Source organism: Bacillus sp. FJAT-49736 (genome assembly GCF_018343615.1).
Classification (GTDB): domain Bacteria; phylum Bacillota; class Bacilli; order Bacillales; family Bacillaceae_C; genus Margalitia.
This window is the reverse complement of sequence record NZ_JAGYPI010000001.1, coordinates 1,009,846-1,036,248: the sequence shown is the minus strand read 5'-3', so window position 1 is coordinate 1,036,248 and position 26,403 is coordinate 1,009,846. Positions and strand designations below refer to the sequence as shown.

29 protein-coding genes, 1 pseudogene and 1 riboswitch are annotated in these 26,403 nt (G+C 34.4%); of the genes and pseudogenes, 11 read left to right on the top strand and 19 right to left on the bottom strand.

The window, feature by feature from the left end:
- Nucleotides 1–164: 164 nt before the first annotated feature.
- Nucleotides 165–290 carry a hypothetical protein gene (locus tag KHA87_RS22370; RefSeq protein WP_283249414.1) on the top strand — a complete coding sequence of 42 codons (126 nt, stop codon included), beginning with the start codon at nt 165–167 and terminating at the stop codon, nt 288–290.
- Between the two features lie 374 nt (nt 291–664).
- Here the strand turns inward: KHA87_RS22370 and KHA87_RS05525 are convergent.
- Both KHA87_RS05525 and KHA87_RS05520 read right to left on the bottom strand, forming a co-directional pair.
- A pseudogene (locus tag KHA87_RS05525) lies at nt 665–1,186 on the bottom strand (nucleoside deaminase).
- Between the two features lie 22 nt (nt 1,187–1,208).
- Entirely contained in the window at nt 1,209–1,784 is a 576-nt protein-coding gene (locus tag KHA87_RS05520; RefSeq protein WP_213093094.1) for a GNAT family N-acetyltransferase, read from the bottom strand.
- 144 nt (nt 1,785–1,928) lie between these two features.
- Here KHA87_RS05520 and KHA87_RS05515 point away from each other — a divergent pair, with 144 nt between their 5' ends.
- Both KHA87_RS05515 and KHA87_RS05510 read left to right on the top strand, forming a co-directional pair.
- Nucleotides 1,929–2,360 carry a YndM family protein gene (locus tag KHA87_RS05515; protein ID WP_213093093.1) on the top strand — a complete coding sequence of 144 codons (432 nt, stop codon included), beginning with the start codon at nt 1,929–1,931 and terminating at the stop codon, nt 2,358–2,360.
- An 830-nt stretch (nt 2,361–3,190) separates the two neighbouring features.
- Nucleotides 3,191–3,571 (top strand): iron chaperone, encoded by a 381-nt coding sequence (locus tag KHA87_RS05510; RefSeq protein WP_213093092.1) that lies wholly within the window; start codon nt 3,191–3,193, stop codon nt 3,569–3,571.
- A 158-nt stretch (nt 3,572–3,729) separates the two neighbouring features.
- Here the strand turns inward: KHA87_RS05510 and KHA87_RS05505 are convergent, their stop codons facing one another.
- On the bottom strand, nt 3,730–4,365 hold the full coding sequence (locus tag KHA87_RS05505) for a VanZ family protein (protein WP_213093091.1): 636 nt from the start codon (nt 4,363–4,365) through the stop codon (nt 3,730–3,732).
- A 119-nt stretch (nt 4,366–4,484) separates the two neighbouring features.
- A complete protein-coding gene (gene dnaN, locus KHA87_RS05500) occupies nt 4,485–5,615 on the bottom strand; it encodes a DNA polymerase III subunit beta (protein ID WP_213093090.1) in 1,131 nt (376 codons plus the stop codon).
- 198 nt (nt 5,616–5,813) lie between these two features.
- Between dnaN and KHA87_RS05495 the strand changes: the two genes are divergently transcribed.
- Nucleotides 5,814–6,449, top strand: a complete 636-nt coding sequence (locus tag KHA87_RS05495) for an alpha/beta hydrolase (protein WP_213093089.1) — start codon at nt 5,814–5,816, stop codon at nt 6,447–6,449.
- 107 nt (nt 6,450–6,556) lie between these two features.
- Here KHA87_RS05495 and KHA87_RS05490 read toward each other — a convergent pair whose 3' ends face one another.
- From KHA87_RS05490 to KHA87_RS05450, 9 genes are all read right to left on the bottom strand, one after another.
- Nucleotides 6,557–7,102: a protein kinase family protein gene (locus KHA87_RS05490; RefSeq protein WP_213093088.1), complete on the bottom strand. Its 546-nt coding sequence runs from the start codon at nt 7,100–7,102 to the stop codon at nt 6,557–6,559.
- A gap of 336 nt (nt 7,103–7,438) precedes the next feature.
- On the bottom strand, nt 7,439–7,783 hold the full coding sequence (locus tag KHA87_RS05485; protein WP_213093087.1) for a cupin domain-containing protein: 345 nt from the start codon (nt 7,781–7,783) through the stop codon (nt 7,439–7,441).
- 228 nt (nt 7,784–8,011) lie between these two features.
- Nucleotides 8,012–8,518, bottom strand: coding sequence for a DNA topology modulation protein (locus KHA87_RS05480; protein WP_213093086.1), 507 nt, complete (start codon nt 8,516–8,518; stop codon nt 8,012–8,014).
- Between the two features lie 74 nt (nt 8,519–8,592).
- Nucleotides 8,593–9,471 (bottom strand): serine/threonine-protein kinase, encoded by an 879-nt coding sequence (locus tag KHA87_RS05475; RefSeq protein WP_213093085.1) that lies wholly within the window; start codon nt 9,469–9,471, stop codon nt 8,593–8,595.
- 10 nt (nt 9,472–9,481) lie between these two features.
- Entirely contained in the window at nt 9,482–10,045 is a 564-nt protein-coding gene (locus KHA87_RS05470; RefSeq protein ID WP_213093084.1) for a GNAT family N-acetyltransferase, read from the bottom strand.
- A gap of 24 nt (nt 10,046–10,069) precedes the next feature.
- Nucleotides 10,070–10,309: a DUF3977 family protein gene (locus KHA87_RS05465; protein WP_213093083.1), complete on the bottom strand. Its 240-nt coding sequence runs from the start codon at nt 10,307–10,309 to the stop codon at nt 10,070–10,072.
- Nucleotides 10,310–10,346: 37 nt separating this feature from the next.
- Nucleotides 10,347–10,769 carry a FosM family fosfomycin resistance protein gene (gene fosM, locus KHA87_RS05460; RefSeq protein WP_213093082.1) on the bottom strand — a complete coding sequence of 141 codons (423 nt, stop codon included), beginning with the start codon at nt 10,767–10,769 and terminating at the stop codon, nt 10,347–10,349.
- Between the two features lie 43 nt (nt 10,770–10,812).
- Complete coding sequence (locus tag KHA87_RS05455; protein WP_213093081.1) at nt 10,813–11,058, bottom strand: hypothetical protein; 246 nt, start codon at nt 11,056–11,058, stop codon at nt 10,813–10,815.
- 104 nt (nt 11,059–11,162) lie between these two features.
- The gene (locus KHA87_RS05450) at nt 11,163–11,684 is read right to left on the bottom strand and encodes a hypothetical protein (protein ID WP_213093080.1); all 522 of its coding nucleotides are present in this window, start codon (nt 11,682–11,684) and stop codon (nt 11,163–11,165) included.
- A gap of 146 nt (nt 11,685–11,830) precedes the next feature.
- Between KHA87_RS05450 and KHA87_RS05445 the strand changes: the two genes are divergently transcribed.
- From KHA87_RS05445 to KHA87_RS05430, 4 genes are all read left to right on the top strand, one after another.
- Nucleotides 11,831–11,983, top strand: a complete 153-nt coding sequence (locus KHA87_RS05445) for a hypothetical protein (RefSeq protein WP_213093079.1) — start codon at nt 11,831–11,833, stop codon at nt 11,981–11,983.
- 464 nt (nt 11,984–12,447) lie between these two features.
- The gene (locus tag KHA87_RS05440) at nt 12,448–13,068 is read left to right on the top strand and encodes a TetR/AcrR family transcriptional regulator (RefSeq protein ID WP_213093078.1); all 621 of its coding nucleotides are present in this window, start codon (nt 12,448–12,450) and stop codon (nt 13,066–13,068) included.
- A complete protein-coding gene (locus KHA87_RS05435; protein ID WP_213093077.1) occupies nt 13,068–13,223 on the top strand; it encodes a hypothetical protein in 156 nt (51 codons plus the stop codon). The genes KHA87_RS05440 and KHA87_RS05435 overlap by 1 nt, the downstream gene beginning before the upstream one ends.
- Before the next feature lie 15 nt (nt 13,224–13,238).
- Complete coding sequence (locus KHA87_RS05430; protein WP_213093076.1) at nt 13,239–14,747, top strand: MDR family MFS transporter; 1,509 nt, start codon at nt 13,239–13,241, stop codon at nt 14,745–14,747.
- A gap of 81 nt (nt 14,748–14,828) precedes the next feature.
- Here the strand turns inward: KHA87_RS05430 and KHA87_RS05425 are convergent, their stop codons facing one another.
- Nucleotides 14,829–15,341 (bottom strand): P-loop nucleotide/nucleoside kinase family protein, encoded by a 513-nt coding sequence (locus KHA87_RS05425; protein ID WP_213093075.1) that lies wholly within the window; start codon nt 15,339–15,341, stop codon nt 14,829–14,831.
- A 132-nt stretch (nt 15,342–15,473) separates the two neighbouring features.
- A riboswitch (SAM riboswitch) is annotated at nt 15,474–15,574 on the top strand.
- An 83-nt stretch (nt 15,575–15,657) separates the two neighbouring features.
- On the opposite strand from KHA87_RS05425, the gene KHA87_RS05420 reads away from it, so the two are divergent.
- Complete coding sequence (locus KHA87_RS05420; RefSeq protein WP_213093074.1) at nt 15,658–16,791, top strand: 5-methyltetrahydropteroyltriglutamate--homocysteine S-methyltransferase; 1,134 nt, start codon at nt 15,658–15,660, stop codon at nt 16,789–16,791.
- 349 nt (nt 16,792–17,140) lie between these two features.
- Here the strand turns inward: KHA87_RS05420 and KHA87_RS05415 are convergent, their stop codons facing one another.
- The 3 genes from KHA87_RS05415 to KHA87_RS05405 form a co-directional block, all read right to left on the bottom strand.
- On the bottom strand, nt 17,141–19,309 hold the full coding sequence (locus KHA87_RS05415; protein WP_213093073.1) for a transglycosylase domain-containing protein: 2,169 nt from the start codon (nt 19,307–19,309) through the stop codon (nt 17,141–17,143).
- 301 nt (nt 19,310–19,610) lie between these two features.
- Entirely contained in the window at nt 19,611–19,784 is a 174-nt protein-coding gene (locus tag KHA87_RS05410) for a hypothetical protein (protein WP_213093072.1), read from the bottom strand.
- 34 nt (nt 19,785–19,818) lie between these two features.
- Nucleotides 19,819–20,580: a GNAT family N-acetyltransferase gene (locus KHA87_RS05405; protein ID WP_213093071.1), complete on the bottom strand. Its 762-nt coding sequence runs from the start codon at nt 20,578–20,580 to the stop codon at nt 19,819–19,821.
- Nucleotides 20,581–20,748: 168 nt separating this feature from the next.
- Between KHA87_RS05405 and KHA87_RS05400 the strand changes: the two genes are divergently transcribed.
- Nucleotides 20,749–21,027 carry a hypothetical protein gene (locus KHA87_RS05400; protein WP_213093070.1) on the top strand — a complete coding sequence of 93 codons (279 nt, stop codon included), beginning with the start codon at nt 20,749–20,751 and terminating at the stop codon, nt 21,025–21,027.
- Between the two features lie 94 nt (nt 21,028–21,121).
- On the opposite strand, the gene KHA87_RS05395 is transcribed toward KHA87_RS05400, so the two are convergent.
- On the bottom strand, nt 21,122–22,711 hold the full coding sequence (locus KHA87_RS05395; protein ID WP_213093069.1) for a WG repeat-containing protein: 1,590 nt from the start codon (nt 22,709–22,711) through the stop codon (nt 21,122–21,124).
- A gap of 501 nt (nt 22,712–23,212) precedes the next feature.
- Between KHA87_RS05395 and KHA87_RS05390 the strand changes: the two genes are divergently transcribed.
- A complete protein-coding gene (locus tag KHA87_RS05390) occupies nt 23,213–26,239 on the top strand; it encodes an efflux RND transporter permease subunit (protein ID WP_213093068.1) in 3,027 nt (1,008 codons plus the stop codon).
- Between the two features lie 65 nt (nt 26,240–26,304).
- On the opposite strand, the gene KHA87_RS22565 is transcribed toward KHA87_RS05390, so the two are convergent.
- A partial coding sequence (locus tag KHA87_RS22565; protein WP_213094253.1) for an IS3 family transposase occupies nt 26,305–26,403 on the bottom strand: 99 nt, incomplete at its 5' end.

Sequence of the window (26,403 nt, the reverse complement as noted above, 5' to 3'; positions counted from 1 at the left end):
TCAAGCTCCTTATTAAAATATATTCACAAGAAGTGCTTATAGGCACCCATTTGGAACTCAAATTAAATTGTTTTACAATATATATGATGGAAGGTTTTTTGAGCTCTTAAGATAAATGAAATTCAAAAACTACAGATGTTCCCGATAAATTGGAGGCTTTAGAGATGAAATTAATTCAGAAACAGGGCGAGTTAGTTAATAAGGAAAAAGTTATTAAAAAAGTTCTGGAATTTGGCCAAAATACTGCCCTTCATATTCAATTAGAATCTGGTCAAGCAATACCATGTTAGCGAACAGATTCTAGTTATTGTATGAAAAGGAAAACTACTATTTGATTTTGAGGGGAAACATTCTGAACTTACTCCTGATTCCTTCATCTACTTAGAACCAAATGAAAAACATAGCTTAACAGCAATAGATCATTCGGATGTTTTAGTACTGAGAATTAAATAATTTTATCCAATAAGTAATTAAATCATCCATTTTTCATCATGGATAATAAACGCTTATAATCCAAATGAAAAGGCGCATAATTATTTGATATAACGGAACATTTTATTTGCCATCTGCTCCATCTAATGAATGAAAATAGAATATAATCTCGTGATTTCATGTATATAAAATTTTTCTAACTCTTTATTCATCTTAATCCCCGCTATTATTACTAGAGACAACTTCTATTTTGGGCACTTTTTCGCAAATTTTGAACATGGTTTGGATGTTCAAGCCATTGTTTCATCAATCGTAACTGTTTCTCTTTTAAATCAAAAAAAGGCTCTCCGATCATTTCCACCTTATTAAATCGCACATCAAACAACTAGGATTCCTTTATTTTTCTATAGCCACCAAATCCCATATCATCATCTAACAGCCACACCACTTTTTTTATATTGGCGAATAATATAGCGCCTGTACACATTGGGCAAGGCTCCAAAGACGTATAGATCGTTAATTTTTTCCCATTTACCTTTGCATCCATAATATGTTGCCCGGCATTTCTGATAGCCTCAATCTCCGCATGTGCTGTTGCGTCCATATTTGGGTGAACCTGATTTCGGCCAATTGAAATAATATTATTCTCTTCATCCACAATGACTGCTCCAATAGGATATGTATGATCCATAAGAGCTTTTTCGGCTTCTTTTATTGCCAAGTCGGAAAAATATCGATCAAATTCCGTTATCATTCTATTCCCTATTCTTTCAAATTTATTTGATATACGTTAGGAAAATGGAATGTTTATTTTTTTGCCAATCCTTCCATAACGTGCTGTAAGTTACCAAGTCTTCATAATGATCATACAGCCATTGGCCATCTCTTTTGATTCCTTCTTTTACAAAGCCGAGTCTCTCCGGAATAGCAATGCTTTTCCGGTTATGAACAGCAATTTGTATTTCGACTCTATTAATCTTTAAAGTTCCAAATATATAATCCAACAATGATGTTAAAGTTCTGGTGACAATCCCCTTCCCTTGAGCATGTTCGGCAAGAAAATACCCAATGCTAGTGGTACTGTTTTTCCAATCAATATAATGAAGGCCAACCATCCCAGCTAATTTTCCTTGGTATCTAATCCCGGCATCAAACCCGTTATTATCCGCATAGTTTTTTATCCATATAGGTATAATAGGTTCGAAATCCTTTGCAGATGTTCGATTATCCACCCAAGCAAGCCATTTTCGAAGGTATTCACGATTTTCCTCTATTAATGTAAATAATTCTTCCTTTTGATGCTGTTGTAGAAGTTCAATGGATATTTCCTCATCTACCTTAAATGAAAACATACAAACTTCCCCTTTTTCGAATTTTTAGTTATTTAAATTATAGTTCATTTCAACTCTGGCTAAAATAAATTTATTTCTCGTCCAAACAAGGTGAATGGATTTTTGAGTATTGACTAAACTGAATGAAGAGGAGGTAAGTTTTATATGAGACATATTACAGCTCTTATCATTAAATTTGTTACTTGCTTAATTGCATATGCTGTCGGATTGGATTTGTTTTTCGATGCTACTTGGGTACAGGTGGTTTGGTTTAGTGCCTTCACAACCATAGTCTCCTATCTTGGTGGAGATTGGATCATGTTGTCGAGAATTGGAAATAGGAATTCCCTCATCGTTGATTTTCTCTTTTCATATATGGTTGTTTGGATATTCGGAAGTGTACTTCTAGCCGACTACCTGCAAATTGCTTGGGGTAGCATTATTTCCGCCGTTATCATAACAGCCGGAGAATTCTTCGTACATCGCTTATTGGAGAATGCAAGACCTGAAGAGAATCCTAATAGAAGCAATGTCCGAAACAGACTTGCTTATGGTTTGGAAATGTCAGAAGAAAATGATCCGTTGAAGAAAGAATAAGGATTGTGAAAAGGTTTTGATCCATTAATGGATACTGTTGAAAGACATTTTGCTGTCAAAACAAGCCTGAAATGTCCTTCATTCAGTTAATGAAAGACATTTTCTAGGGAAATCAAACTTAAAATGTCCTTCATTCAGGTGATGAAAGACATTTTTCTGTGAAAACAAGCATAAAATGTCCTTCATTCAGGGGATGAAAGACATTTTTCTGTGAAAACAAGCTTGAAATGTCCTTCATTCAGGGGATGAAAGACATTTTTCTGTGATAACAAGCTTGAAATGTCCTTCATTCAGGGGATGAAAGACATTTTCTTGTGAAATCACCCTGAAATTGTCCTTCATATAAGGGATGAAAGACATTTTCTGTGAAAACAAGCCTGAAATGTTCTTCATATAGGCGATGAAAGACATTTTCTGTGAAAACAAGCATAAAATGTCCTTCATTCAAGTGATGAAAGACATTTTCTTGTGAAATCACCCTGAAATTGTCCTTCATATAAGGGATGAAAGACATTTTTCTGTGATAACAATCTTGAAATGTCCTTCATTCGGGGGATGAAAGACATTTTCTTGTCAAATCAAACCTGAAATGTCCTTCATTAAGATGATTAACCAATCGCAAAACATTATAAAAGTAAAAATAAGAGAGGCAAATTCCCAATAAATTTGCCTCTCTTTTTTGGCTTGAAAAGTTCTGCAAAAATCCCTACAGATCTTTTACCTCTTTTGTTATACAAATCGCTTTACCAAATTTACTTTTATATGCGGGTTTAATAATTTAGAAACATGTTAAAATCTAATTATGATTATAAATTTGGAAGGATACTATTATGGAAAAAGACAAATTAAAATTTCAAACAGTTGACGAATATATTATGCAGTTTCCTGTGGAGATTCAGGAGACACTACAACAATTAAGATTCATTATAAAAGAAGCAGCACCAGAAGCGGAAGAAATAATAAGCTACCAAATGCCTGCCTTTTCATTGAATGGGACTCTGGTATATTTTGCTGTTTGGAAGAATCATATTGGGTTCTATCCAACCTCCAGTGGAATGAATGCTTTTAAAAATGAATTATCTCCATACAAAGGAACAAAAAGTTCTGTACATTTTTCTTTTACCAAACCACTACCTAGCGAACTGATTAGTAGGATAGTGAAATTCAGAGTTGCAGAAAATAAAAAGAAGGCACAAGATGAAATAAAATAATTCTTTAACGAGCGATTGATATAGTTAAATTTCATGGAATAGCTTAGTTCACATGGGACTGGGCTATTAATTTTTTTTCAAAAAAGCACTGAAACTAGAAGTACTAAATGATTTGCAGATTACTTTTTTACTTGTAATTTCACAAGAGCTCAATAGGATTACACTTTCGCATCGTTTTGATTTAATTTAAAAGCATAATGTATCTTTAATTTCCGCGCCAACCAAATAAATACCCTATATATAAGGAATCCAATACCCACTCCGACTACATTACATATTACGTCATCAATATCCACTGCACGTACAAGTGTTATTCTAAAAATTAGCTCTAATAGTTGAAGAAGCTCAATACTAAGTGAGGTTAATAGCCCTATTAGCAACACCTTTTTGAGGCTATTACATTTATTAAATATTATCGGTGTGAGAAATCCGAGTGGCATTAATAGTAAAACATTTCCACCGACGTTTTTAATTAAGAGCCAAATAGCAAAAGTCACATCACCATTATATCCCGTTAAAATGTACTTAGCTCTCCAGATAATAGTTACAAGTGGCAACATATTCATAGAATGACGAATATCTGGAGTATATCCATTCATTAAGATAGTTAGCGGAAATAATGTAACGGATATAACCATACCAACGTATATAGCAAACAATAATTTCATTATTTCTATTACCAAACCTACTTTTTCATTCTTTTTATATTTTTTCAGAACAAAAATACCTCTTATTACTGCATAGAAACAAATAATAATCAAAATAAAGAATAGTTCTTCATTAATGCGGAGCACTTAAGTCACACCCTTTAATAATTTGCATTGTATTTCGTTGTAGTTTCATGGCACTTACACTAACTTTTGAAATATTATTAGTTCGAAAGTTGGTATGAATGGTGCTTTATTTTACGGAATTATTTTGATCTTACAGGAGAAATTAGAAATTGAGAGGAATCCTCTCCTACCGGCTCAATCAGCACAGGCTTCATAGAACCGTTGAACTTAATGCGGATCTCTTCTTCCTTCATTACTTTTAAGACATCTATCAAAAAACTTCCATTCAAGCTAATCCGACAATTCATATCACCAATTATCCCTGCACACGATTGTGTTTCCTCCATTTTCCCTATTTCGTTAGATGAAGAAGAGATGCTTAGTTCGGAACTGTTTTTTATTTCTAGATGGACATTATTATTTTTCCATTCATTTGCAAAGAGAGTTGCGCGATCAATCCCTTTTAAAAATGGTTTCGTTTTTAAGGTTATAGTGGTTTTACATTCTTTAGGAATTAAACCTTGAATATTAGGGAATGTTCCTTCTATTAATCTTGAATAAATGGCTAAAGTGCTGGTCTTGAATACGATAATTGTTTTCGATATGAATATTTGGGTATCATCTGTTTCATTACTTAATAGCTTCATAACCTCAGCCAATGTATTACTTGGTACAATGACGGTTGTTCGTATATTAGAATCTATTAATAACTCTTTATAGGCTAAACGATGAGAATTAGTCGCAGCAAACGATATTTTCCCCTCACAGAAAGTCATACATACCCCTGTAAGAACCGGTTTTAAATCGGTTGTAGAAACAGCAAATATGGTTTGTCTAATCATTTCCAATAATACAACCGTTGGTATCTTACAATACGTTGAATTCTTAATATCAGGTAGTTCGGGAAACTCGTTAGGATCGAATCCATTTAAGGTTGTCATTATTTCATCCGATTGGATGGAAACCGATCGATTACTCTTTACTTTAATATGTATATCATTTGGCATTTTCTTTATCATTTCGCTTAAGTATTTGGAAGACAACACTACTGTTCCGGGTTCCACAACTTCCAATACTTTTTTGCCATCAATACTAAGAGGAATTACCCTTTCAATGAATATTTCTTGATTAGTTCCTAACAATTTTACATTTTCATGATCTACCACTAATTTTATTCCAGACAAATTGAGATAAGTTGATTTTAAAAGAACCCCACGGCATACATCCGAAATTGCTTTCGAAAAATATTCATTATTTACTATCATTTCCATAAAAGGTACACTCCTAGTAATCACTTACTCTTATATTCGACAAGAAGTGTCAAATCCCCTATTTTTTTGTACCTTTTTATATATGAAATTTATCCTAAAAGTTTAAGTGTATGTTTGTTATTATGCTATAAAAAATCCTTTTACCAGGAAGGAAATAATGAATTTATCAAGAATAGTGATACTCAAGGAGGGACTAATATGAAAATTATTAGAGACAGTGCCATTTCAGCTAATAAAGAGGTGCCATTTACCTTTTTTAAAAATGAGAATCAAACGGATTCCCTCGCCATTATCTTGCCTGGCGTAGGCTATACAGCTCAAGCACCTTTGCTGCACTATAGTAGTGGTATATATCGAAATAAGGGGTATGATGTATTGCAGGTTAATTATCATTATTCACCTGAAACAATATCATTCATTAGTGATGAAGAGTTTACTGCAGATGTACAATCTGTATTAGATAAAATATGGCTGAAGAATTCTTACAACAACTACACGGTCATCGCAAAATCTATGGGAACTATCGCCTTACCCTACCTCTTAGACCAACCTACTTTTACATCTGCTAATGTAATCTGGCTAACTCCATTATTAAAACGCTCTAACATCGTCCATACATTATTAACCAAGTCGAATCGAGGGTTATGTATTATAGGTAACCAAGACCCACATTACTTACCAGAAACATTTGAAAAAGTAAAAAGTAATACAAACGTTATTCGTATGTTAATAAATGGAGTTGATCATGGCTTAGAAGATGAGTCTGATTTGATGAAATCTTTACATGTTTTAAAAGAAGTAATGATGAAAATAAAAGATTTTGAGAGTGTGTGAATACCAATATGTATTAATTAATGCAATGTTAAAAAAGCAAAACAAACAGCTTTTGTTTACAGGCTGTTTGTTTTTTTGTAGGATAATTAATCGTTTAATGCCTTTCTTTATTTAAGTTCATATCCATTTAACATATTTTCCATCAATTCATTAGCTATCTGAAGGGCTTTCTTTTTGGTTTTTGCTGGTCCTGTAATAATCAATCCGTTCCCAGCTTCCCAAATTCCGCCCCCATTATTTGCAGGCTCATATTCTTCAATGGCTACTTTGCTAAAGTCTTTGTTTATAAAAAGCACACCATAACTACGTAAGATAGGTTGACCATCTTTATAATAAGAATAAGTAATTACCCCAGCACCATTCTCTTGAAAATTTATGATTAATTGTTTATCTTTATCCTCCAGGTTTGGCTGACTAACCCCTGTTAAATCTATTTTACCGGCAAATGTTTTTTTACCGAATAGGGAACGTTGCAGTTTCCCATTAATGCCTATTGTTACAGGCTTTGGTTCGTTATTGCTCCCCAACCGATATTCAACACCACGGATGGAACGATGAATATCCTTTGGATGTGTATAATAAAATCCCCAGATGATCACGAACACAATTAAAACATTAAATGAAATCCACCATTTCTTCATCCATTTTCCCATTCCCTTATCCTTTTCTACTTTTTGTAACTAGGTTTGATATTTTTCAAGAAAATAACCACATCATCATGGTCCTTATTGTTCAGAACAACATCATTTTTAAACATAATCTCCGCCATCTTTTTGTTTTCAGAAAAGAAACCGTCCTATGAATCCAACCTGCACTGTATTCCTGGGTATCATTTTTCTTCACTTTACAATCATCTATATAGGAAACAAATTCTTTAATCTTTCTTTACTCGTTACAGTTATAGGCGGGTTGTATTTCGTACCTCACCAGTCATAAAAGATGATTTTTGAAACCTTGGCTAATTGTGCAGCTTTCAGCGGACTGAATGCCTAGCTATTTGAACCTGTTATATCATTGGTTGTCTTTTCAAAACATATATTCACCGTACGTTCATTAGAGCGAGTACGATGCATGGTATTTGCAGGAATAGTAAACATTTCTCCCGGTTTTAAAGAAACAGTTTCATGGTTTTCTAAGTCTATAAATAATTCCCCTTCTAATACATAAAATAATTCATCACAATCTTCGTGTTTATGCCAGTGAAATTCTCCATTTATTACAGCAATTCTTAAAGCATGATCATTTACTTCACTCACTATAAAATTAGTATATTCCTCTTGATCCTTCATTAATCTGTTTAAATTAAAAACTTCTAGTTGTCCTTTTTTAGTCATTATGATTCTCCTCTGGTTATTCATTCTCTTAATTAATTTCTACAATGTAACAAAAAAACCTTTTTCTTTAACTTGAGTAGTTCTAGATATGCGGACAGAGAATCCGCTATTCCCATTAAATTAGAATGATTTTAGACTTTGGAGGACTGACATTCCGCTAAACTATGAAATAGCTAGATTTGTCACAGATAAAGGATTCTGTGTCCTTGAAACTGCTTCATACAGAAATTATTTTGTTTGGCTTAAAAATTGCTCAATTTCCTTCCGTGATTTTAATATAATTATTTCTTTATACCCAGACAGGAGATGAAGTCTTTTTAAAATCTGAGGTCTTTTGTTTTCAGGGTATTCCCAGATCCATTTGAAAAATTGCCAGTCAAACCTTTCTGGGCAACCTTCTCCCATATCCGGCCTTGTTTTTTTTCTATATTTCACTATTCTTTTAAAAGCACGAAAGATACATGTGGTTCTATGAATATCCAAAAAGACAATTGTATCAGCTTCGTTTAGTCTTATATCCATTGTACCGCTATAGTTTCCATCCATTATCCACTCTTCTTTTTTTACTAATTCCTTTTGAATTTTCTTTTGCTCCTCTTTAGGAACACCTGTCCAATTAGGTTTCCAAAAGAGCTTATCCAAGTGAAAAACATCTATATTTATCTTTTCTCCCAGCTGCCTTGCCAATGTGGATTTGCCGGCTCCTCCGGAACCAATGATCATAATTTTTTTCACGAGGCATCCCCTAATATAAAAATTTTCGCATAGATTTTGATATTGAAGTATTTGCTATAAACACTTGAAATTTGTCATCCTTCTTTTCTTTTATTCAACGCAGCATTCCATGCAGCATAAAACTCCTCAACAGAGGAAAATCTCTTCATCCTATCTTGCTCAACAGCCTTCCATGCTACCTCATACAGCTCCCGACTGGCATCCCATTTCTCGAAGGAACGATTACTCTCTCCTCCTAGAAGAACAAATGCGGTGGCCCCCATATTGTAGACGTTTGTGCGCTCATCTATCTCGGCTCCAAGCTCAAATTCTTCCGGAGACATGAATCTGGAAGAGCCCCAGAGGCGCCCCATTGTGTTGGCAAACGGCTTTTTCTTGTAAAAATCTATGTCACAAATCTTGGTTATGTTATTTTTAAAATCGTACAGGATGCTTCCGTCATAAAAATCAATTGCAACATAATTCTTTTTTTCTATAAAAACATGAAACTCCAATATATTATTTATAGAGGCTAATCTTAATTCGATCGGTAATTGCTTATAACGGTAAAAAGGTGAATCAGGGTGAGTATATTTTTTCGGTGGTGGAAAGGACCAATGAGAATGAAGGCATTCACCATCAAACCAATCGAATATAATAGCAAAGCCATTCTTTATTTCAAAATATCTATCTATCTTGATTAAATTCGGATGTTCTAAGTCCTTATATAAGAAAACGGATTCCTTTAATCTCGCTATTGCATCTTCCGGATTACCGGAATACTCCAATGTCTTGGCCCCGGCATATTTAACAAATTTCTTAACTCCATCTTTTTCTACACCGAAAGCAATATTTCCTGAGTCCTGTTCATCAAATACACAAAACACTTCTCCCAGATCCTGAAGCCATTCAAAATCATGATTTTCTTTTAATCGAAACATAACCTTATCCATTTCATAATTGTTTGTACCCATATAATCCCCCTTATCTATTAAACAAAATAGGTATATCTTTCGTTCCTCTTTTCCAAATCATATGATCCGATCCCTCACCCCAATAATCCTTCAAACAATAATCAGGTTTTCCCAATTTCTCTTTCCAAACCTTTTGTGCAATTCCATATCCACTATCAAGGCAAAATTCTTTAATACCCTTTGCTTCCAGAGTAATTAGCATGACATTTAATAGCAACGTCCCAATCCCGCGTTTCTGATGGTCTGGATCCACAAATACGGTACCAATCTCATAACTATCCTTCAGAGCTCCATTAGTGCAGTTTTGTATTAGTTCACTCGAAGGTCCATACTCAATTGTGCCGATTATTTTTGTGCATTCTGCATCGTGAGCCACTAAAAAATATCGCTTCTCTCCATTGCTTTGTAGATCTTCATCTAAATAGCTTTTCTTGCTGGCAATCTCCTCTTCCATATCGTCCACTAATTCCGAGATACCTTCCTTTGCAAAAGTATCTTTTATTACTTTAGTAAAAAAGCTATGGAGTTCCTCTATATCGTTATGATTAGGTCTTCTTATCAAAATTTTCCCCATGAAAAATACCTCTACCGTTCTAATTTAGCTTTTACTTACAATCCCTACTATAAATTTTATTTTCTTCTTCTCCTTCTTTGCCCACTTCATTCCCTCTTTGAGATCTAAAATGAAAACTGTTTTACCCAACCAAATTCTTATATAGGCAGAATGAAAATGAATCGGTCCTTTAATACCTTTCTCTTCGTACTCTGTGCCATCCTCCAACTCCGTTTCCGTTCTAACCAGCCATGTATTTCCTAAACCAAACTCTATGTATCGCACGATTACTCTCCTAGAATATAATCTATTAATTCTGCTTTTAATCATAAAACTCCATGTGCTTCTTTTCGTTTCTGTAGTATTCAAGTCTATCCTGTAATGTACCTGTATGGAATTCGAACTTATGCCCATCTGGGTCAGTAAAGTAAATAGACTTCTTATCCCTTTCATCTCTCAAACGTCCAGGCACTATATTTACTTCCAATTCCTTTAGCTTACTGTAGAATATGTCAAATTCTGATTCTTCAATGGAAAAGGCAATATGTGTATACGATTGATAAATTTCATTACGTGGAATCTCTTTTTCTTCATTTAAAGCTAACCACATACCGTTTAAATCAAAATAGGCAGTACTTCTCCCCTTCACTAATAACTTAGCATCAAAAACTTTTTCATAAAACTCTATAGATTCCTCCAAATTGGATACAGAAAATAATAAATGATTTAAACCCTTCACTTTCATTGTTTCAACTCCAAGTTTTTATTATAGAGAAAGAAAATCCAAGCTATTCCTTCTTATTCAACTTCACATTACCACGTTTAAAGTTTCCGGTTATTTTGGCAAGCAAAAGTTGTACCTGAACTGTATTATCTTTTGCAGCAATAATATTAGCTATTAATCTTTCAGCCTCTTTACCTTTTAACATTTTAATTTGTTTCTTTTTATAATAAATAATTACTGTTCCGCTTTTCGTGATATTATAGGAAAACGGTTCTTCGCTAAGCTTGTTCCTTTTGTCTATTTCACCCATCTTTCCCTTCCCCCTTGCTTCATTTTTTCATTCATATGTTTTAAAGAGGTAGAAAGTGCAAGTTATAGAATTTTCTAAAGATGTTCTAATGCAGTTAGAAATCTTTAATCAAATGTAATTAAATCACTTAAAGCATATTTTTTAACAGTTGATTTTCCATCTTTTGTAACCCATGAGACATTGATATAAGCCGAGTGGAATGATTTTTTTATTTCTTCTTCATTGAAGCCTTTGCAATATAAGAAAATCTTGTAATTATAATTAGCAAAATTTTCTTCTTTGTTATCTTGCCAGCCGTTAGTCATCTTTAAAACTCTTGCTCCATTATTCGCTTCGATTATTTTTTCAAGTTCCGTATTACTTGGAACATTAATCTTTCGAGAGATGATTTTATGCGAATGTTTCATATCTACGATTAACGTAAACTTTCGAAAGTCAATTCTATTGGGATTCTTAATGTCATAGGTTTTGAAGGCTGAATATTCATTAGAGGTAAGCTTCGTGATATGTGCTTTAATGGTTACTTTAGGTTCTTCAGGATTATGTTCATTATATAATTTCATCACTAGTATACTAACAAACCCCAAAATTAGTACCCATACTAGTATCCATGAATACCTCTTCATTCTGGACCTCACTCCTATCAAATATTTAATCATTTAAAAGGTTCATAACTATATATTGTTTTTACATCAGCTTAACCGGAACTTAAAATTTTGCTTATAAAATGATCTTATGTAAATACCAATACTTAAGTATGGAGGAATTCACAATGTTCTTTTTCATTTATTCTGATTTCATCAGCAAGTTTTCGGCAACAAAATCTAAAAATATTATGGACGAATTTGAACGCGTAGAGTCTAAACATACAAGAATCCGTTTTGATCATGATATTCATGAGATTATTATGTGTTTGCATAGGTAGTCCATATTAATGAAGAATGATGAGAATGGAGGACATCCGTTCCGTTATTCCTAACAAAACAGCCAATTTTCTAATAATAGAGGACTCACGATTCGTTTTTTTGATAAAACACGGTGATTTTCTTACGTTTTTTCATATATAAGGGATACCAGTGTCCTCTTATACATTAAATGATGGTAATGTAATTAATATAACGGATTCTCTGTCCGCATAATAAAAGATCGCAATCTAGATCTTTGTAATTTATTTTTTTCCTTAATATATTCCACATTTCACCCGAGGTTACTTAGAACTCCTCTATATACTTCTTTTTTTCGATAATTGTTTCCTAAATTCCTTCAATTTGTAAAATAACAAATATGACACAGCGTCATTTTTATCGTTGACATATGACATCGTGTCACATATAATTTGAATATCGCTATTATGACACATTGTCATATTCCTAGTAACGGAGGATAGTTATGCCAAAGCAAACATTTTTTCATTTAGCGAAGGAAAAACAAGAAACGTTAATTCAAGCTGCTAAAAAGGAATTTTCCCGTGTACCATTACATGCAGCATCCATTTCCAATATTATTAAGGATGCAAAAATACCTAGAGGCAGTTTTTATCAATATTTCGAGGATAAGGAGGATTTGTACTATTATTTATTAAACGAATTGGGACAAAAAAATCACGAGCGTTTTCTATCGATTTTGGAGAAAAAAAACGGAGATTTATTTGAAACCCTTATTGAGTGCTTTCATTGTATGATTCAGGATTTTAGAGATCCTGATAACAAGAGCTTTTTTCAAAATGCATTCTCAAATATGAATTATAAGCTAGAAAATACACTAACGAATAATGTTTATGAAGAAAATAAGAAAAATCAATTGTTAAATACGATAAAATTAATTAATACTAACAATTTAAATATCCAGAACGAGCATGAACTTCGATATATATTAAAAATGATGATGGCAATTACTAATCATAATTTGGTTCATATGTTTGTGAAAGATTTATCTGAAGAAGATGCTTTAAATGAATTCATTGAGCAAATTCAGCTACTAAAAAGAGGTTTTCATAAGGATGAACAATAATGGAGCTTCTTGATGGGAATAAAAACAAAAATAATCAATTGCATAAGCTTGTAAAAAAGCTTCAAAAACAAGGTATAAATGCACAAATTTGCATTCGTCCTAAAATCAAAGAACATAATAAAACGTTTAATCACCTAATGAATTTTATACAATAAGGAGATAATAAATTTATGGATTCAGCAATACAACAGAAAAAACCACCATATTTAATGCTTGCGATTTTATTTATTGGAGCATTTGTATCCTTTCTCAATAACTCGCTATTAAATGTGGCCCTTCCAACTATTATGGTTGACTTAAAAATTAAAGATTATTCAACTGTACAGTGGCTAGCAACTGGCTATATGCTTGTGAGCGGTGTGCTTGTTCCAGCATCAGCGTATTTATTAACACGCTTTACGAATCGAAGTTTATTTATAACATCCATGGCAATTTTTACGCTAGGAACTGCAACTGCTGCCTTCGCACCTAATTTCGGTGTTTTACTTGCCGGACGTATGATTCAAGCAGCAGGTTCTTCCGTAATGGGTCCATTATTAATGAACATTATGCTTGTAAGCTTCTCTCGTGAAAAACGTGGTGCAGCAATGGGTGTATTCGGATTAGTTATGATTACTGCCCCTGCTATCGGACCTACTTTATCAGGTTATATTGTAGAGTATTATGACTGGCGTCTTCTTTTCAAAATGATTTTGCCATTAGCTGTTATCAGCTTAATTCTAGCTATTTGGAAGTCTAAAAATGTAATGGTACAAAACAAAAATGCAAAATTGGATTATTTTTCCGTAGTGCTATCCTGCATTGGCTTCGGCGGATTATTATACGGATTTAGTTCTGCAAGCTCCGATGGCTGGTCAGATTCTATCGTGGTAACCTCTTTAATTGTTGGGGGTATTTCATTAATCACCTTCGTTATTCGCCAATTCAAAATGAAGGAACCATTATTAGATTTAAGAGCATATAAATATCCAATGTTTGCACTATCTTCTATCATAGCCATTGTTAACGCAGTTGCAATGTTCTCCGGAATGATTTTAACACCAGCATATGTGCAAAAAGTTCGTGGTATTACTCCTTTGGATTCAGGACTAATGATGCTTCCTGGTGCAATTATTATGGGGATTATGTCACCAATAACTGGTAAACTATTCGATAAATTTGGTCCTCGAGTTCTCGCAATAGTAGGACTAGTGGTTACAGCTATTTCAACTTATATGTTAGCAAACTTACAAATAGATTCCAGTCACTCGTATATTATTCTAGTATATACGCTTCGTATGTTTGGTATGTCGATGGTAATGATGCCGATCATGACAAACGGTTTAAATCAGTTGCCAACACAATTAAATCCACATGGTACAGCTATTAATAATACGGCTCAACAAGTTTCTGGCTCTATTGGTACCGCTGTTCTTGTAACGATCATGAACTCTGTTACTAAAACAAAGGCCGAAAATTTAATGACACATGTGGATCCAACCACTATGAATAAAGCTACAGAGCATTTATTAACGCAAAAGGCTTTACTGGCAGGTATTCAATATTCCTTCTACGTTGCATTGGGAATCAATATTGTAGCCCTCATTTTAGCTCTATTCGTTAAGCGTGTGGATACCAAAAAAGTTACACAGAATTTCGATCAGCAGGAAAAGAAACAATTAAATCCTGAAACAGTTTAATTTACATGAAAGTCGACTTCCAGATTGTTTGGAAGTCGACTTTTTGATTTGTTCAAGATATTACATCCAATATTACAAAGGTTAATATTCAATATATTCGATTGCCCTGCTAACTAATTCCTCCACATTTAAATTTGTATCAATTACCAGCTCCTCATCCAAAACACCCGCCTGCATTTTTGCATAATGTTTCTTTAGTTCTTCTACATTCTTTAGTATTTGGTTAGGCAAAGGATTTTTCTTTCTTTTATTTAATCGTTCTTCCCAGGCTTCTTCATTGCAGTAACATTGAATAGACTTCAATATTCCCTTTCGCTCCATTACCCATGTTTTTAATTTTTCTGCATCACTAATATGGTTAAATCCAAAATCAATAACTATATCCACTCCGCTTTCCAGTGATGAAGCGAGCATTTTGTATAGTGCGACAAAGCATATTTGATTTCTATCGTTATGATGATGAACAAATGCAGCCACACTATCATAAATATCATCCTTATGCAGAACAAATACGTTGAGTATTTTTCCTATAGATTTCGCCAAGGTCGTTTTTCCCGTTCCTGCTTTACCCCTTACTAAAATCACCTTTGCCACTTTTGTTCCTCCTTGAGTTTTTTTATATTCTATTTCGACATTGTGTTCATACTTCCTTTTTTAAACAGATTTTGGTATTGACAGATTAGAGAAACAGGTGTAATTTATCTAGTAGTTAAATATTTTTGAATATTCTTATCTAGAGAGGCGGAGGGACTGGCCCTATGAAGCCTCGGCAGCAGACTTTTTAAAGTACTGTGCCAATTCCAGTAGCAATTGCTTGAAGATAAGAAGAGATCCATCATTATGGAGTTTATCCCTCTTCTTGTTTTTAAGAAGAGGGTTTTTATTTTACCTAGAAAGAAGGAATATATTTATGGCACAAACATTAATAAAAGCTCCATTTAGAGCCGACCATGTAGGCAGTTTTCTAAGAACTGAACCAATTAAAGAAGCAAGAAAGGCATATTTTAACGGGGAAATCGATCAAAATACGCTTAAAGCTGTAGAAGACCGCGAAATTGAAAAGCTTGTTCAAAAAGAAATAGAGGTTGGCTTAAAATCTATTACAGATGGTGAATTTAGGCGTTCCTATTGGCACTTAGATTTTCTCGCTGGTTTAGATGGTGTGGAGCTGTTTGATGCGGAATATATTAATAACTTCAAGGGAGACAAACCAAAAAATCATGCTATTAAGGTCGTTGGCAAAATAGACTTCCAACAGCATAATATGCTCGAACACTTCCAATTTTTAAAGCAAGCAATCGAAAAGTATGGAGATGGTAGCCAAGTAGCTAAGTTTTCTATTCCAAGCCCTAATATGCTATTCACAAGAATTCAAGGTGATGAATATTACGATGGAAACACTGAAGAGTTCTATCATGATACCGTTGTAGCCTATCAAAAAGCAATTCAAGCCTTCTATGATGCAGGGTGCCGTTACCTGCAATTAGACGATACTTCATGGATAGATTTTGTTTCAGAAGACCGAATCCAAGCAGTCGTTGAAAAGCACAATATGAAGGTTCAAGACATTATTCAATCGAGAGTTAATTGTTTAAACGAAGCTATCTCCAAAAGACCAGCTGATATGTTGATTACAATGCATATTTGCAGAGGAAACTTCCGTTCTACTTACATAACAAGCGGCGGATATGATGTAATATCTGATGCTATATTTGCTGACTTACATGTAGATGGTCTTTTCTTAGAATATGATGATAATCGATCCGGAGATTTTGAACCGTTAAAAAGCTTTAAACGTGACGACCTGACGGTTGTTTTGGGACTTATTACTTCTAAATTCCCGGAATTAGAAAATCCTGATCGTGTAAAGGACAGAATTCAAGAAGCAAGTCAATATATTCCTCTAGAAAACTTAGCATTAAGCCCACAATGCGGTTTTGCCAGTACGGAAGAAGGAAACAAATTAACGGAAGAGGATCAATGGAATAAAATTAAGCATGTCATTGATATCGCGAATAATGTATGGGGCACTAATTTACGATAAAGTAATTGTGGTATTTATTCATTCTATACGGATACAGAATCCGCTATCTTAAAAAAAACTGCTATTTTGCAAGTTTTGAGGACACCAATTCTGCTATTAGCATAATTTTAATAGGAAAAAGCTGCTTTAGTGAATAAAGGAACCTGTGACCGCTATCCAACACAAATCACCCTATTTGACACAGATAACGGAATAGGAGTCCATAAACAAAAAGTTCTCCTAAGCATTTGGTGCCTGAGACCCAATAACTATAGAATAAAATAATACAAGTAATCGACCTTGCGAAGAGTGTTTGAGGTGAACTTTAAAGTCGGTTTTAAAAGGTTTGGAGGATAGGATGCTTGGCACCCTATCCTCCATGTTTATGCTTTCCTTTTCCAGGTTTTTTCTTTGGACCATGCTTTGGTTTGTCCTTGTGCTTTGGATGATCGTGCTTTGGTCCATGCGGTTTAGGTTTTTTATCCTTATGTGTTTCTTTTTTCGGTGGCCTCGGGATATCCTGAGGATTACCGCCTTTTATATATAATTCATTATACATTCTATATACATCACTAGGCTGCTGGAATGGACTGTGATCTGTTCCAAAAGCATTCATCATGTTTTTAAATAGAAGCTGAGAAATCTTAGTCGTATCCCCCAGCATAAAATTACCTGGACCATTTTTTTCGTAACCAGTCCAAACCGCCATCGTGTATTGTGGTGTATACCCTACCATCCAGCTATCATTTGTTGCTTGCGATGGATAACCGTACCGAGCTATCGTTTTATCATCAAAATTAGTCGTACCCGTTTTTCCGGCAATATCTAGCCCTGGAACATTTGCTGTTGTACCAGTACCTGACCGGACAACCGTCCGTAACATATCTGTAATTAAATATGCAGTATAATCATGCATTACTTGTTTTGGTTTCGGAGTAAAATGCACAACCTTGCCATTAGGATAAACAACCTTTTGGACAAAATGTGGAGCATTGTAAACCCCTTTATTACCAAAAGCACTGTACGCACCAGCCATTTCTAATGGACTGACTGTGTTACTTCCGATTGCATATGATTCGTAAACTGTATTGTTTTCAAAATGAATACCAAGATTTTTTGCAAAGTCCCTTGCCTTATCGAGCCCAACTTCTCTAAGTGTCAGCAGTGCGGGAATATTATAGGACCATTGAAGTGCTTTCCGTATGGACAACATTCCATGATATTGGTTATCCCAATTTGAAATAGACTGACCGCTATAATAGGTTGTCGGCTGATCATTTATTTGATGTGCAGTGGACCATTTCAAATTTTCAATCGCTGGACCATAATCAAGGATGGGTTTAAAGGATGACCCTGGCTGGCGTTTAATATCAATGGCAAAGTTATTTCCGCGAAAGGATGCTTTAAAATCTTTTCTGCCGCTTCCGATCGCTCGGACCTCTCCTGTTTTGGTATCTAAGAATACGAACGCACCTTGAAATTTAGCATTTGGGTAAGCAACAATAGAATTCGTATTCAATATTTTATCGGCATAGTCCTGCGCTTTTGGATCAATGGTTGTATATATAGATAACCCATCTGTTGAAATATCCACATTTTTAAGCTTACTCTCCACTTCTTTAACAGCTGCATCTAAAAACGCTTCATTTGGCATACCTTGTTTTTTGTTTTTTGGAACAAGGCCTTTTGTTACTGGTACTTTTTCTGCATCCTTCATTTGCTTTTTGGTAATATACCCCTGATTATACATAGCCTGAAGAACAACATTTCTGCGATTCGTGGCCGCTTCTCTATTTTCAGGTACGGTTGGATCGTAATGGCTCGGACTTTGCGGTAGACCCGCTAGCATTGCCATCTCTGGAAGTGTTAATTGTTTTAGATGATTGGAATCTACTCCATAATAAGATTTAGCAGCTGCAGCAACTCCATACGATCTATTACCGAGATATATTTTATTTAAATACATCATTAATATTTGATGCTTTGTATATTTGTTTTCCAGCTGATATGCCAAACTCCATTCCTGCACTTTTCTCTTTATTGTTTTTTCCGGGGACAGGAAAGAATTCTTAATAACCTGTTGTGTAATCGTACTGCCACCTTGAGACCCGAAATTTCCAGTAAGATTTTCTGTTATCGCTCTTGCCGTTCCTTTCATATCGATGCCATGATGTTTGTAAAAACGTGCATCCTCTGTTGCAATGAAGGCATGCTCCAGCATTTCGGGAAGTTGTGAATAGGTTATATTGGTCCTCTTTTCCTTCCCATATTCGTATAAAAAGTTCCCGTTTTTATCGTAAAATTTAGTTGAAAGCGGAACTTCTAATTTAGAGGCATCTAATTTAGGCGCGTCCTTTATCATAGAAATAAAGACAATGGTACCTATTCCGATTGCCAAAATGCCTAAAATAAAAAACGCAAGGAACACCTTTTTTATGATTGAAAATTTCTTGGATGATTTTCCTCTTTTTTGTTGCTTTTGTTTCGCCTTTTCGGCTTGTATTCGTTCCTGACGATAACGATACTGTTCTTCTGACATTTTCAACTCTCCTATAAATGTGTTTCACCATGTTGTCTTGTTAAGGAAGCATTTTTTGAAATGAGTTTTTGCGCTAATTGGCACATTTCACCCTTTTTATGAATTTTTCGGAGGAAATTGCTTGGTGAAAAATAAAGATGGATAAAGGCATCACTATTTACTAAGTTTTTTTTGATAAAAATATATTTACATATTTATATATTCGTATGGACTGTAAAATTTATGGGGATACGAAGGAACATATTATGATGATTAAAATCAAAAAGACACTCCATCAAAAGTGTCCTTTTCTATATACGCATTATTCCTTATTTTTATCCCCTAACAACTCAATCAACTTATCCAGCTTCTCATTTCTTATAATCTCACGAATTTCCTTGTCTTCTAGGTATCTTAATACCTTAACAACTGCATATATCCCAAATATAATGAGACCTGTTTTCACAAGAATGGTTAAAATAGATAAGATTATCACATATTTCTCCCCCTTTAACAAATTATAAGCTTTGTTAAATAAGCTCCTTTAACCGCTTAATGACTGAATGAACGGTTAATCTATGAAAGGTAATAAGCTCACCCTTAAAAATAACAGAAAAAATTCCATAAGGAGTTGGTGATAGCTCCATTAATTCTTCCCTGTTTTTTAAATCAATGATGTTCGCTTTGATTCCCAGCTTTTTCGCACCAGTAAGGATATTCTCTGTGGCAATTTCAACATATGGACATTGAAAGGTTCTTAGAATCGTAAGATCTTGGAATCTTTTCACTCTTTCCCACCAGTTCGTTGGAAAGACAGGTAATGGAGAACAAATATCGAATGGATGAGCAAGTAACTCAAAATCATAAGGTGCATTATCCACCAATTGAAAATCATTTCTTAAAAAGATTTCCTTGCTCGGTGCCCATGAGGTTTCAGGATTTGTTACCACCACAACCCCTAATTTCGACTGTTGTTTGGCATCTTCGAGGCATTTCTGAATTAGTTTGCTCCCGTATCCTTTTCCAGTCTCACTTACCCATAGACAATGGATTACAAGATAATGATCTGCCTTCACCACCCTTGAGGAGTTTTCGCCATCTGTATATTCAATAAACCCCACTTGTTTATCATTTTCTGTTAATTGTATATACTTTAGACCGTGATCGAATCTTTCTTTTAGCCAGTTCGTTTTGTTTTGATAACCTGCTGACTTCTTTTTACTTCGAAGACAGAAGCTGCCCATACCTTCTAATAGTTCGGTATTCAGTTCCACAAATTGAATATCTGACAAGGGACTCCCCCGTTCTTATAAATATATTTTTGCTACTGTAAAAATAATACATTAGAAAGAATTCGCTATATTTTTTCAAATCCCTTCCTATGAAAAGGATAAAAAAGGAATTATAGAGCTGATGTCGAATTACGTAAAAATAATCGTTTTAATATAGGAGGAAATAGTATGGGTACGAATTTTGCGGTCGGCAGGACTGTTAAGGTTATAGATGATATAAATAGAACCGAAATTTTTGAGGAAGGTCCAAAGCATCGTACTTTTCCCGTAAGTATCTTTTATCCAATAGAGAAAACAGCCCCAAACAAAAACAAATCCAATCTTACCAATCTGTTCACCCCTACCGGTGATGTAATCATCGCCGATTTTGTTAAGGTTGGGATCAAGGAGGAAAAGCTGAAGGAAATTATTATTTCTATATATAACAACCTCATTTATATCTGTTAAAACGAAAAAAACGACTATTCAATTGAATAATCGCTTTTTATTGTTCCATATATCATTTTCAATTATAATACAAGCAATCTTTAAGGAAAGAGCCTTAATTATAAATCAACTTAATCACTACCTTGCCTTTCTTGTCAACAAATCCTGCTTTTCCATTTTTCTTCACGTAGACTAGCCCTTCTTTAAAACTGCCTACTTGATCATATTTGGGGGTAATGACCGTTTTCCCCTTATCATTCAAAAATCCGTATTTACCTTTATAGTATACATAAGCTAAATATTCGTTTATTTTGTAAAAATAGCCGATATCCTCATATTTAGGATTTACTAACATATTTCCGGCTGCATCAGAAATTCCATATTTATTACCTTGCATTATTCTAATTAAACCCTTATGTTCAAAAGGATCAATTCGATCGTATATTGGATTGAGGATTACTTTTCCATCTTTGCTTATTGCACCTTCCTTGTTATTTTCTTTGAAGATTACAAAATCACCAGTAAACTCCCCATCACCGTAGGTTGCAAATCTTATATAATCATAGGATGGCTTTACGATCACCTTTCCCTTATCATTAACAACTCCAAATCTGTTATCATGATTAATGATCGCTAACCCTTTTTTGTTAAACAAACTGATCGAATCATACTGAAAATCAAGAATGACTTGGCCATTTTTATTAATAACACCATACTTTCCATCTTTCATCACTACTGCAGCATTTTGCCAAAATTCATAGATTGAATTTCCATCATCATCATACGCTTTCTCAAATATTGGTTGAATAATCATTTTTCCATTTGTGTCGATATATCCAAGCTTTCCGTCGACTTCAACTGGAGCAATTCCATTTCTAAATACATTAACGGAATCATAAATTGGCTTAGCAATTACTTTTCCTGTTGCGCTAATGAATCCGTATTTACCATTTCCCTTTACTTGTGCAAAACCATTAAAATAAGATGATATTTGATCATATAAAGGAGTGGCTAGGATCTTTCCACCTGAGTTCAAAACCCCGTATTTCCCATCCAGTTTCGACTTATATAGACCATTACCAAAATAGCCCAATGATTCATAAGTAGGGGTTACGATAACTTTGCCTCGCTTATTAATTAATCCATACTTTTTATTTTTGGAGAAAGTAAATACTCCGTTATTGTTTTGTGTGATGTTATCATAGGTTGGTTTAAGTATTACTTTTCCATCTTTGTCCATGATCCCGAATTTGCCTTTACATTTAAAAAGTGCGACGCCATTTTGGAATCTTTCAATGCTGTCATACTTAGGTTGAACAATCTTCTTTCCAGAATTTCGGATCAATCCGTATTTCCCGCTCTTCTCTACTACTATAGGATTTTCAAAAGATATTGAATCGTATTGTGGTGTTACTATGACTTTTCCCTTTTTATTTATAAACCCATACTTCTTATTCTTTTTCACGAGGAATAAACTCGTATTTCCATATAGGGTAATTTCATCATATATCGGTTTAACCGCTACCTTCCCCTTTTTATCTAGCATTCCATACTTTCCATATTGCTTAAAGGCAACTAACCCATAGTTAAATTCATAACCTATGACTTTTTTATCACTCGCAGCAAGTGAGATAGATTGGGTTGGACCAAGGATCAAACAAAACAGAATAACCCCTGTTAACCACGCTCTAATATTTTTTTTCACCTATTTGTCCTCCTAATTTTTCTAAAATATTGTATTTCTAATTTGTTTATATCTATAATTCATCTGGAATGTTCATTATGTCGGATTTATGAATGTGGAGTGATTAATTATTTGAAGTAAGTTTATTTATGTTTTTGTTGTAGGTAATAGGTATGTGATTTTTTACATATTTTTTTTTGAAAATGGGCTTCATGAAATTCCTCTTAATTCTTAAGTTAACAATAAGACGGGACCAATAACAACCCATCTTTAGTCACAAACTTGAATTTATTTCAATGATTTTCCACTTCGAACATCCCCTTAACCCTTTCATTCTTCTCTTATTAAACACACATATATATAAAGTCATCCGTCTTAGGTCTTAGATAAAAATAAATCTATAAAAGGATTTATCCATATACGAAAGGTGTTATAATCTTTTTGGCAAGGAAGGAAATTACTGCTATTTTATCGGACTATTAGCAAACAAAGAGAAAAGTTGGAAGGGGTTTTATAATTTTTATGAAGTATTTAACGAAATGGGCCTTTCGAAATAAGGCAGCCTTAATTGTAATGACTGTTTTAACCTTGGGACTCGGGATCGGCAGTTATTTTATTTTGCCGATGGAATTGATGCCGGAAGCCGATAATCCTCAGGTAACGGTTGCAACTATAGGACAAGGATATAATTCGCAAACGATGACACAAGAGGTTACAGAACCAATTGAAAATGCAGTAGCCACTGTTAAAGGCAAAACAGATGTTTTTTCTACGACAGGCGATGGTTATTCCCAGGTGAACATCTCCTTTGATTCCAAAACCAATATGAAGGAAGCGAAAAAGCAAGTTGAAGATGCCATAAACAGTTTGAAGCTACCAGATACTGTATCCAAGCCAAATATCATACAGTATGATACGTCTATGATTCCAGTAGCACAGCTTTCCATCGCTTTCGATAAAGGCTCTAAGGAAGCCAATGTGGAAAAACTAGAGAAAGAGATATTGCCTAAGTTCGAAAGTATTAAAGGAGTAGGCAATGTCTCACTCTTAGGAAAAGAAAATCCAGTGATTGAATTAAAATTGAATATGAACAAATTAGCTACTAAGCAGCAATCTATCAATTCGGTTATGAGTTTACTACAGGGGCAGAATCTTTCTGTATCTTTAGGAGATAAGAACATAGATGGGCAGATGAGTAACCTAAAAGTAATCGGAAATATTACAAGTATCAAAGAACTGGGAGATCTTGTTCTACCTCCTACTGTACCAAATGCACCTGTGGTACATTTAAAAGATGTTGCTGATATTCAAAGAAGCAATGGTCAAGAAGGAATTACCCATGTAAATGGTAAAGATGCAATGGCTATCTCTATCACAAAAGAGAGCAGTGCTAGTGCGGTAACCGTTGGAAAAGATATTAAAAAGGTTTCAGATGATATTAATAAATCCTACACAGGTATACACACAGAAATCCTGTTCTCTAGTTCAAATATGGTGGTTGACTCTGTTAACAGTATGCTAAGAGAAGTATTATTAGGTGCCCTATTTGCAACTATCGTGATTGTTTTATTCTTAAGAAATATTCGTTCCACATTGATTACAGTTGTATCTATTCCACTATCTCTAGGACTTACTTTGTTGTTACTTTGGCGCTCAGGCATTACGCTGAACATTCTTACATTGGGAGGAGTAGCAGTAGCAGTTGGTCGATTAGTAGATGATAGTATAGTTGTTGTCGAGAATATATTCAGGAAGACTCAGAAGGAAGGTTTTTCAAAAGAAACTGTTATGCAGGCAACCGGCGAAGTAGGAAAGGCAATTACATCCTCTACCCTTACGACTATAGCTGTGTTTTTGCCTATGGGACTTATTCAAAGTTCATTAAAAGCATTTTTACTTCCATTTGCTTTAACGGTAACTTATTCCCTTCTGGCTTCTCTATTAGTTGCCTTAACGGTTGTTCCATTAATGTCGTTCGGACTGTTAAAAAAGGCAAAATTGCCAGAGCATAAAGAACCAAAGCGCTATATGAATATCTTAAAATGGAATCTTAATCATAAATGGGTACCAGTCCTCTTCGCTTTTATTATGTTTGTAGGCTCAATTACCCTTTATACGGTGCTTCCAAAAGGATCAGTTAGTGCAGATGATAATTCAATGGTATCTGTTACAATGACCTATCCAAGTGATACACCAATTTCAAAAGTTCAAGACAACGGTCTAGATTTTGAAAATAAGCTATTAAAGTTAAAAGGATATCAATCTATCATTACTCAACAAGGAAATAGCGAAGAACAGGCAAAATGGGGTGAGGTATCCAATCCTACCCAAACGACCTTCACTATTATCATGAAGGATAATGCCAATGCGGACGATTTTATTAAAGATGTGAATGCATTGAAAAATGACTATCCAAATGCCGATATTCAAGCATCTACAGCATCTTTTATGAGCTCAAGCCAAAATGCAATCACCTACGATTTGGAAGGACCAGAACGAGATAAGCTGTTAGAGGCTTCGAATGATTTAGTTAAGACAATTGATGGGACAAAAGGTGTTAAAAAAGTCGCTTCCAATGCTGAAGAAAAGAAACCAGTCTATCAATTTGTTGTAGACCCGACAAAAGCCAATACAGGGCAAATTGCCATGCAATTAAATGGATTATTAAACAAAACACCAATCGGTAGCTTGACATTAGATGGGAAAGAAACATCTGTTGTGATGAACACCGATCTAAATCCAACTTCTAAAAACGATTTGGATAATATTCAAATAGCAACCCAAGCAGGTATGGTTCCCCTTTCTGACATTGCTAAAATTGAGAAAGTAACACAAAGAAGTACTGTGCTTCATAAGAATGGAAAAGAATATATTCGCATCAGTGCAGAAGTAAATCCTAATAAGCTTTCCGTTATTTCCGCGGATATAGATAAGAAACTGGATAAGCTGAAACTGCCTAAGAATGTTAAGCTTGTTAAGGGCGGTGCGGTTACTCAGCAAGCAAGTGAATTTGCTGATTTAGGGTTAGTCATGATTATCTCAATCGGTTTAGTTTATTTGATTATGGTTATGACATTTAGGACTCTAAGGACACCAGTTGCTATTCTAATGACATTACCACTTGCATCTATCGGAGCTATTCTTGGATTAGTGGTTTCAAGAGTTTCGGTTGATTCAACTGCCCTATTAGGCGCATTAATGCTGATTGGAATTGTTGTTACGAATGCCATCGTATTAATTGATAAAATTAAACAAAATGAAGAGCATATGTCTATACGTGAAGCCATAGTGGAAGCAGCAGCTACTAGAACGAGACCAATTGTTATGACAGCTGTCGCAACCATTAGTGCTATGCTGCCGCTGTTATTTGCACATGCAGAAGCTGGTAGCCTCGTTTCGAAAGGGCTAGCGGTTGTAGTTATTGGCGGACTTGCAGTAGCAACAGTCTTGACACTATTTATTGTTCCTGTATTTTATGAACTGCTTTATTTCAGGAAATCCAAAAAACAACGGAATACATCCAAAACAGAGTTAACACAAAGTGTATAGCTAAAAAAACAAGAAGCTTCTCTTCAATAAAGTGTACCCTTTGTAAAGGACATTTTAAAAAAGAGTTAAGCAATCTTAAGAAGATGATTCCTGTATTGAACAGGGGTCATCTTCTTTAAATTCCATTGGTATCTGAAGTTGTTATAATAAATCATATAAGAATT

Excerpts from the sequence above, each read along its gene's own strand:
- KHA87_RS22370 (WP_283249414.1), top strand. The coding sequence starts at position 165 with ATGAAATTAATTCAGAAACAGGGCGAGTTAGTTAATAAGGAAAAAGTT.
- KHA87_RS05520 (WP_213093094.1), bottom strand. The coding sequence starts at position 1,784 with ATGTTTTCATTTAAGGTAGATGAGGAAATATCCATTGAACTTCTACAA.
- KHA87_RS05515 (WP_213093093.1), top strand. The coding sequence starts at position 1,929 with ATGAGACATATTACAGCTCTTATCATTAAATTTGTTACTTGCTTAATT.
- KHA87_RS05510 (WP_213093092.1), top strand. The coding sequence starts at position 3,191 with ATGGAAAAAGACAAATTAAAATTTCAAACAGTTGACGAATATATTATG.
- dnaN (WP_213093090.1), bottom strand. The coding sequence starts at position 5,615 with ATGGAAATGATAGTAAATAATGAATATTTTTCGAAAGCAATTTCGGAT.
- KHA87_RS05495 (WP_213093089.1), top strand. The coding sequence starts at position 5,814 with ATGAAAATTATTAGAGACAGTGCCATTTCAGCTAATAAAGAGGTGCCA.
- KHA87_RS05490 (WP_213093088.1), bottom strand. The coding sequence starts at position 7,102 with ATGGGAAAATGGATGAAGAAATGGTGGATTTCATTTAATGTTTTAATT.
- KHA87_RS05485 (WP_213093087.1), bottom strand. The coding sequence starts at position 7,783 with ATGACTAAAAAAGGACAACTAGAAGTTTTTAATTTAAACAGATTAATG.
- KHA87_RS05475 (WP_213093085.1), bottom strand. The coding sequence starts at position 9,471 with ATGGGTACAAACAATTATGAAATGGATAAGGTTATGTTTCGATTAAAA.
- KHA87_RS05470 (WP_213093084.1), bottom strand. The coding sequence starts at position 10,045 with ATGGGGAAAATTTTGATAAGAAGACCTAATCATAACGATATAGAGGAA.
- fosM (WP_213093082.1), bottom strand. The coding sequence starts at position 10,769 with ATGAAAGTGAAGGGTTTAAATCATTTATTATTTTCTGTATCCAATTTG.
- KHA87_RS05455 (WP_213093081.1), bottom strand. The coding sequence starts at position 11,058 with ATGGGTGAAATAGACAAAAGGAACAAGCTTAGCGAAGAACCGTTTTCC.
- KHA87_RS05450 (WP_213093080.1), bottom strand. The coding sequence starts at position 11,684 with ATGAAGAGGTATTCATGGATACTAGTATGGGTACTAATTTTGGGGTTT.
- KHA87_RS05445 (WP_213093079.1), top strand. The coding sequence starts at position 11,831 with ATGTTCTTTTTCATTTATTCTGATTTCATCAGCAAGTTTTCGGCAACA.
- KHA87_RS05440 (WP_213093078.1), top strand. The coding sequence starts at position 12,448 with ATGCCAAAGCAAACATTTTTTCATTTAGCGAAGGAAAAACAAGAAACG.
- KHA87_RS05435 (WP_213093077.1), top strand. The coding sequence starts at position 13,068 with ATGGAGCTTCTTGATGGGAATAAAAACAAAAATAATCAATTGCATAAG.
- KHA87_RS05430 (WP_213093076.1), top strand. The coding sequence starts at position 13,239 with ATGGATTCAGCAATACAACAGAAAAAACCACCATATTTAATGCTTGCG.
- KHA87_RS05420 (WP_213093074.1), top strand. The coding sequence starts at position 15,658 with ATGGCACAAACATTAATAAAAGCTCCATTTAGAGCCGACCATGTAGGC.
- KHA87_RS05415 (WP_213093073.1), bottom strand. The coding sequence starts at position 19,309 with ATGTCAGAAGAACAGTATCGTTATCGTCAGGAACGAATACAAGCCGAA.
- KHA87_RS05400 (WP_213093070.1), top strand. The coding sequence starts at position 20,749 with ATGGGTACGAATTTTGCGGTCGGCAGGACTGTTAAGGTTATAGATGAT.
- KHA87_RS05390 (WP_213093068.1), top strand. The coding sequence starts at position 23,213 with ATGAAGTATTTAACGAAATGGGCCTTTCGAAATAAGGCAGCCTTAATT.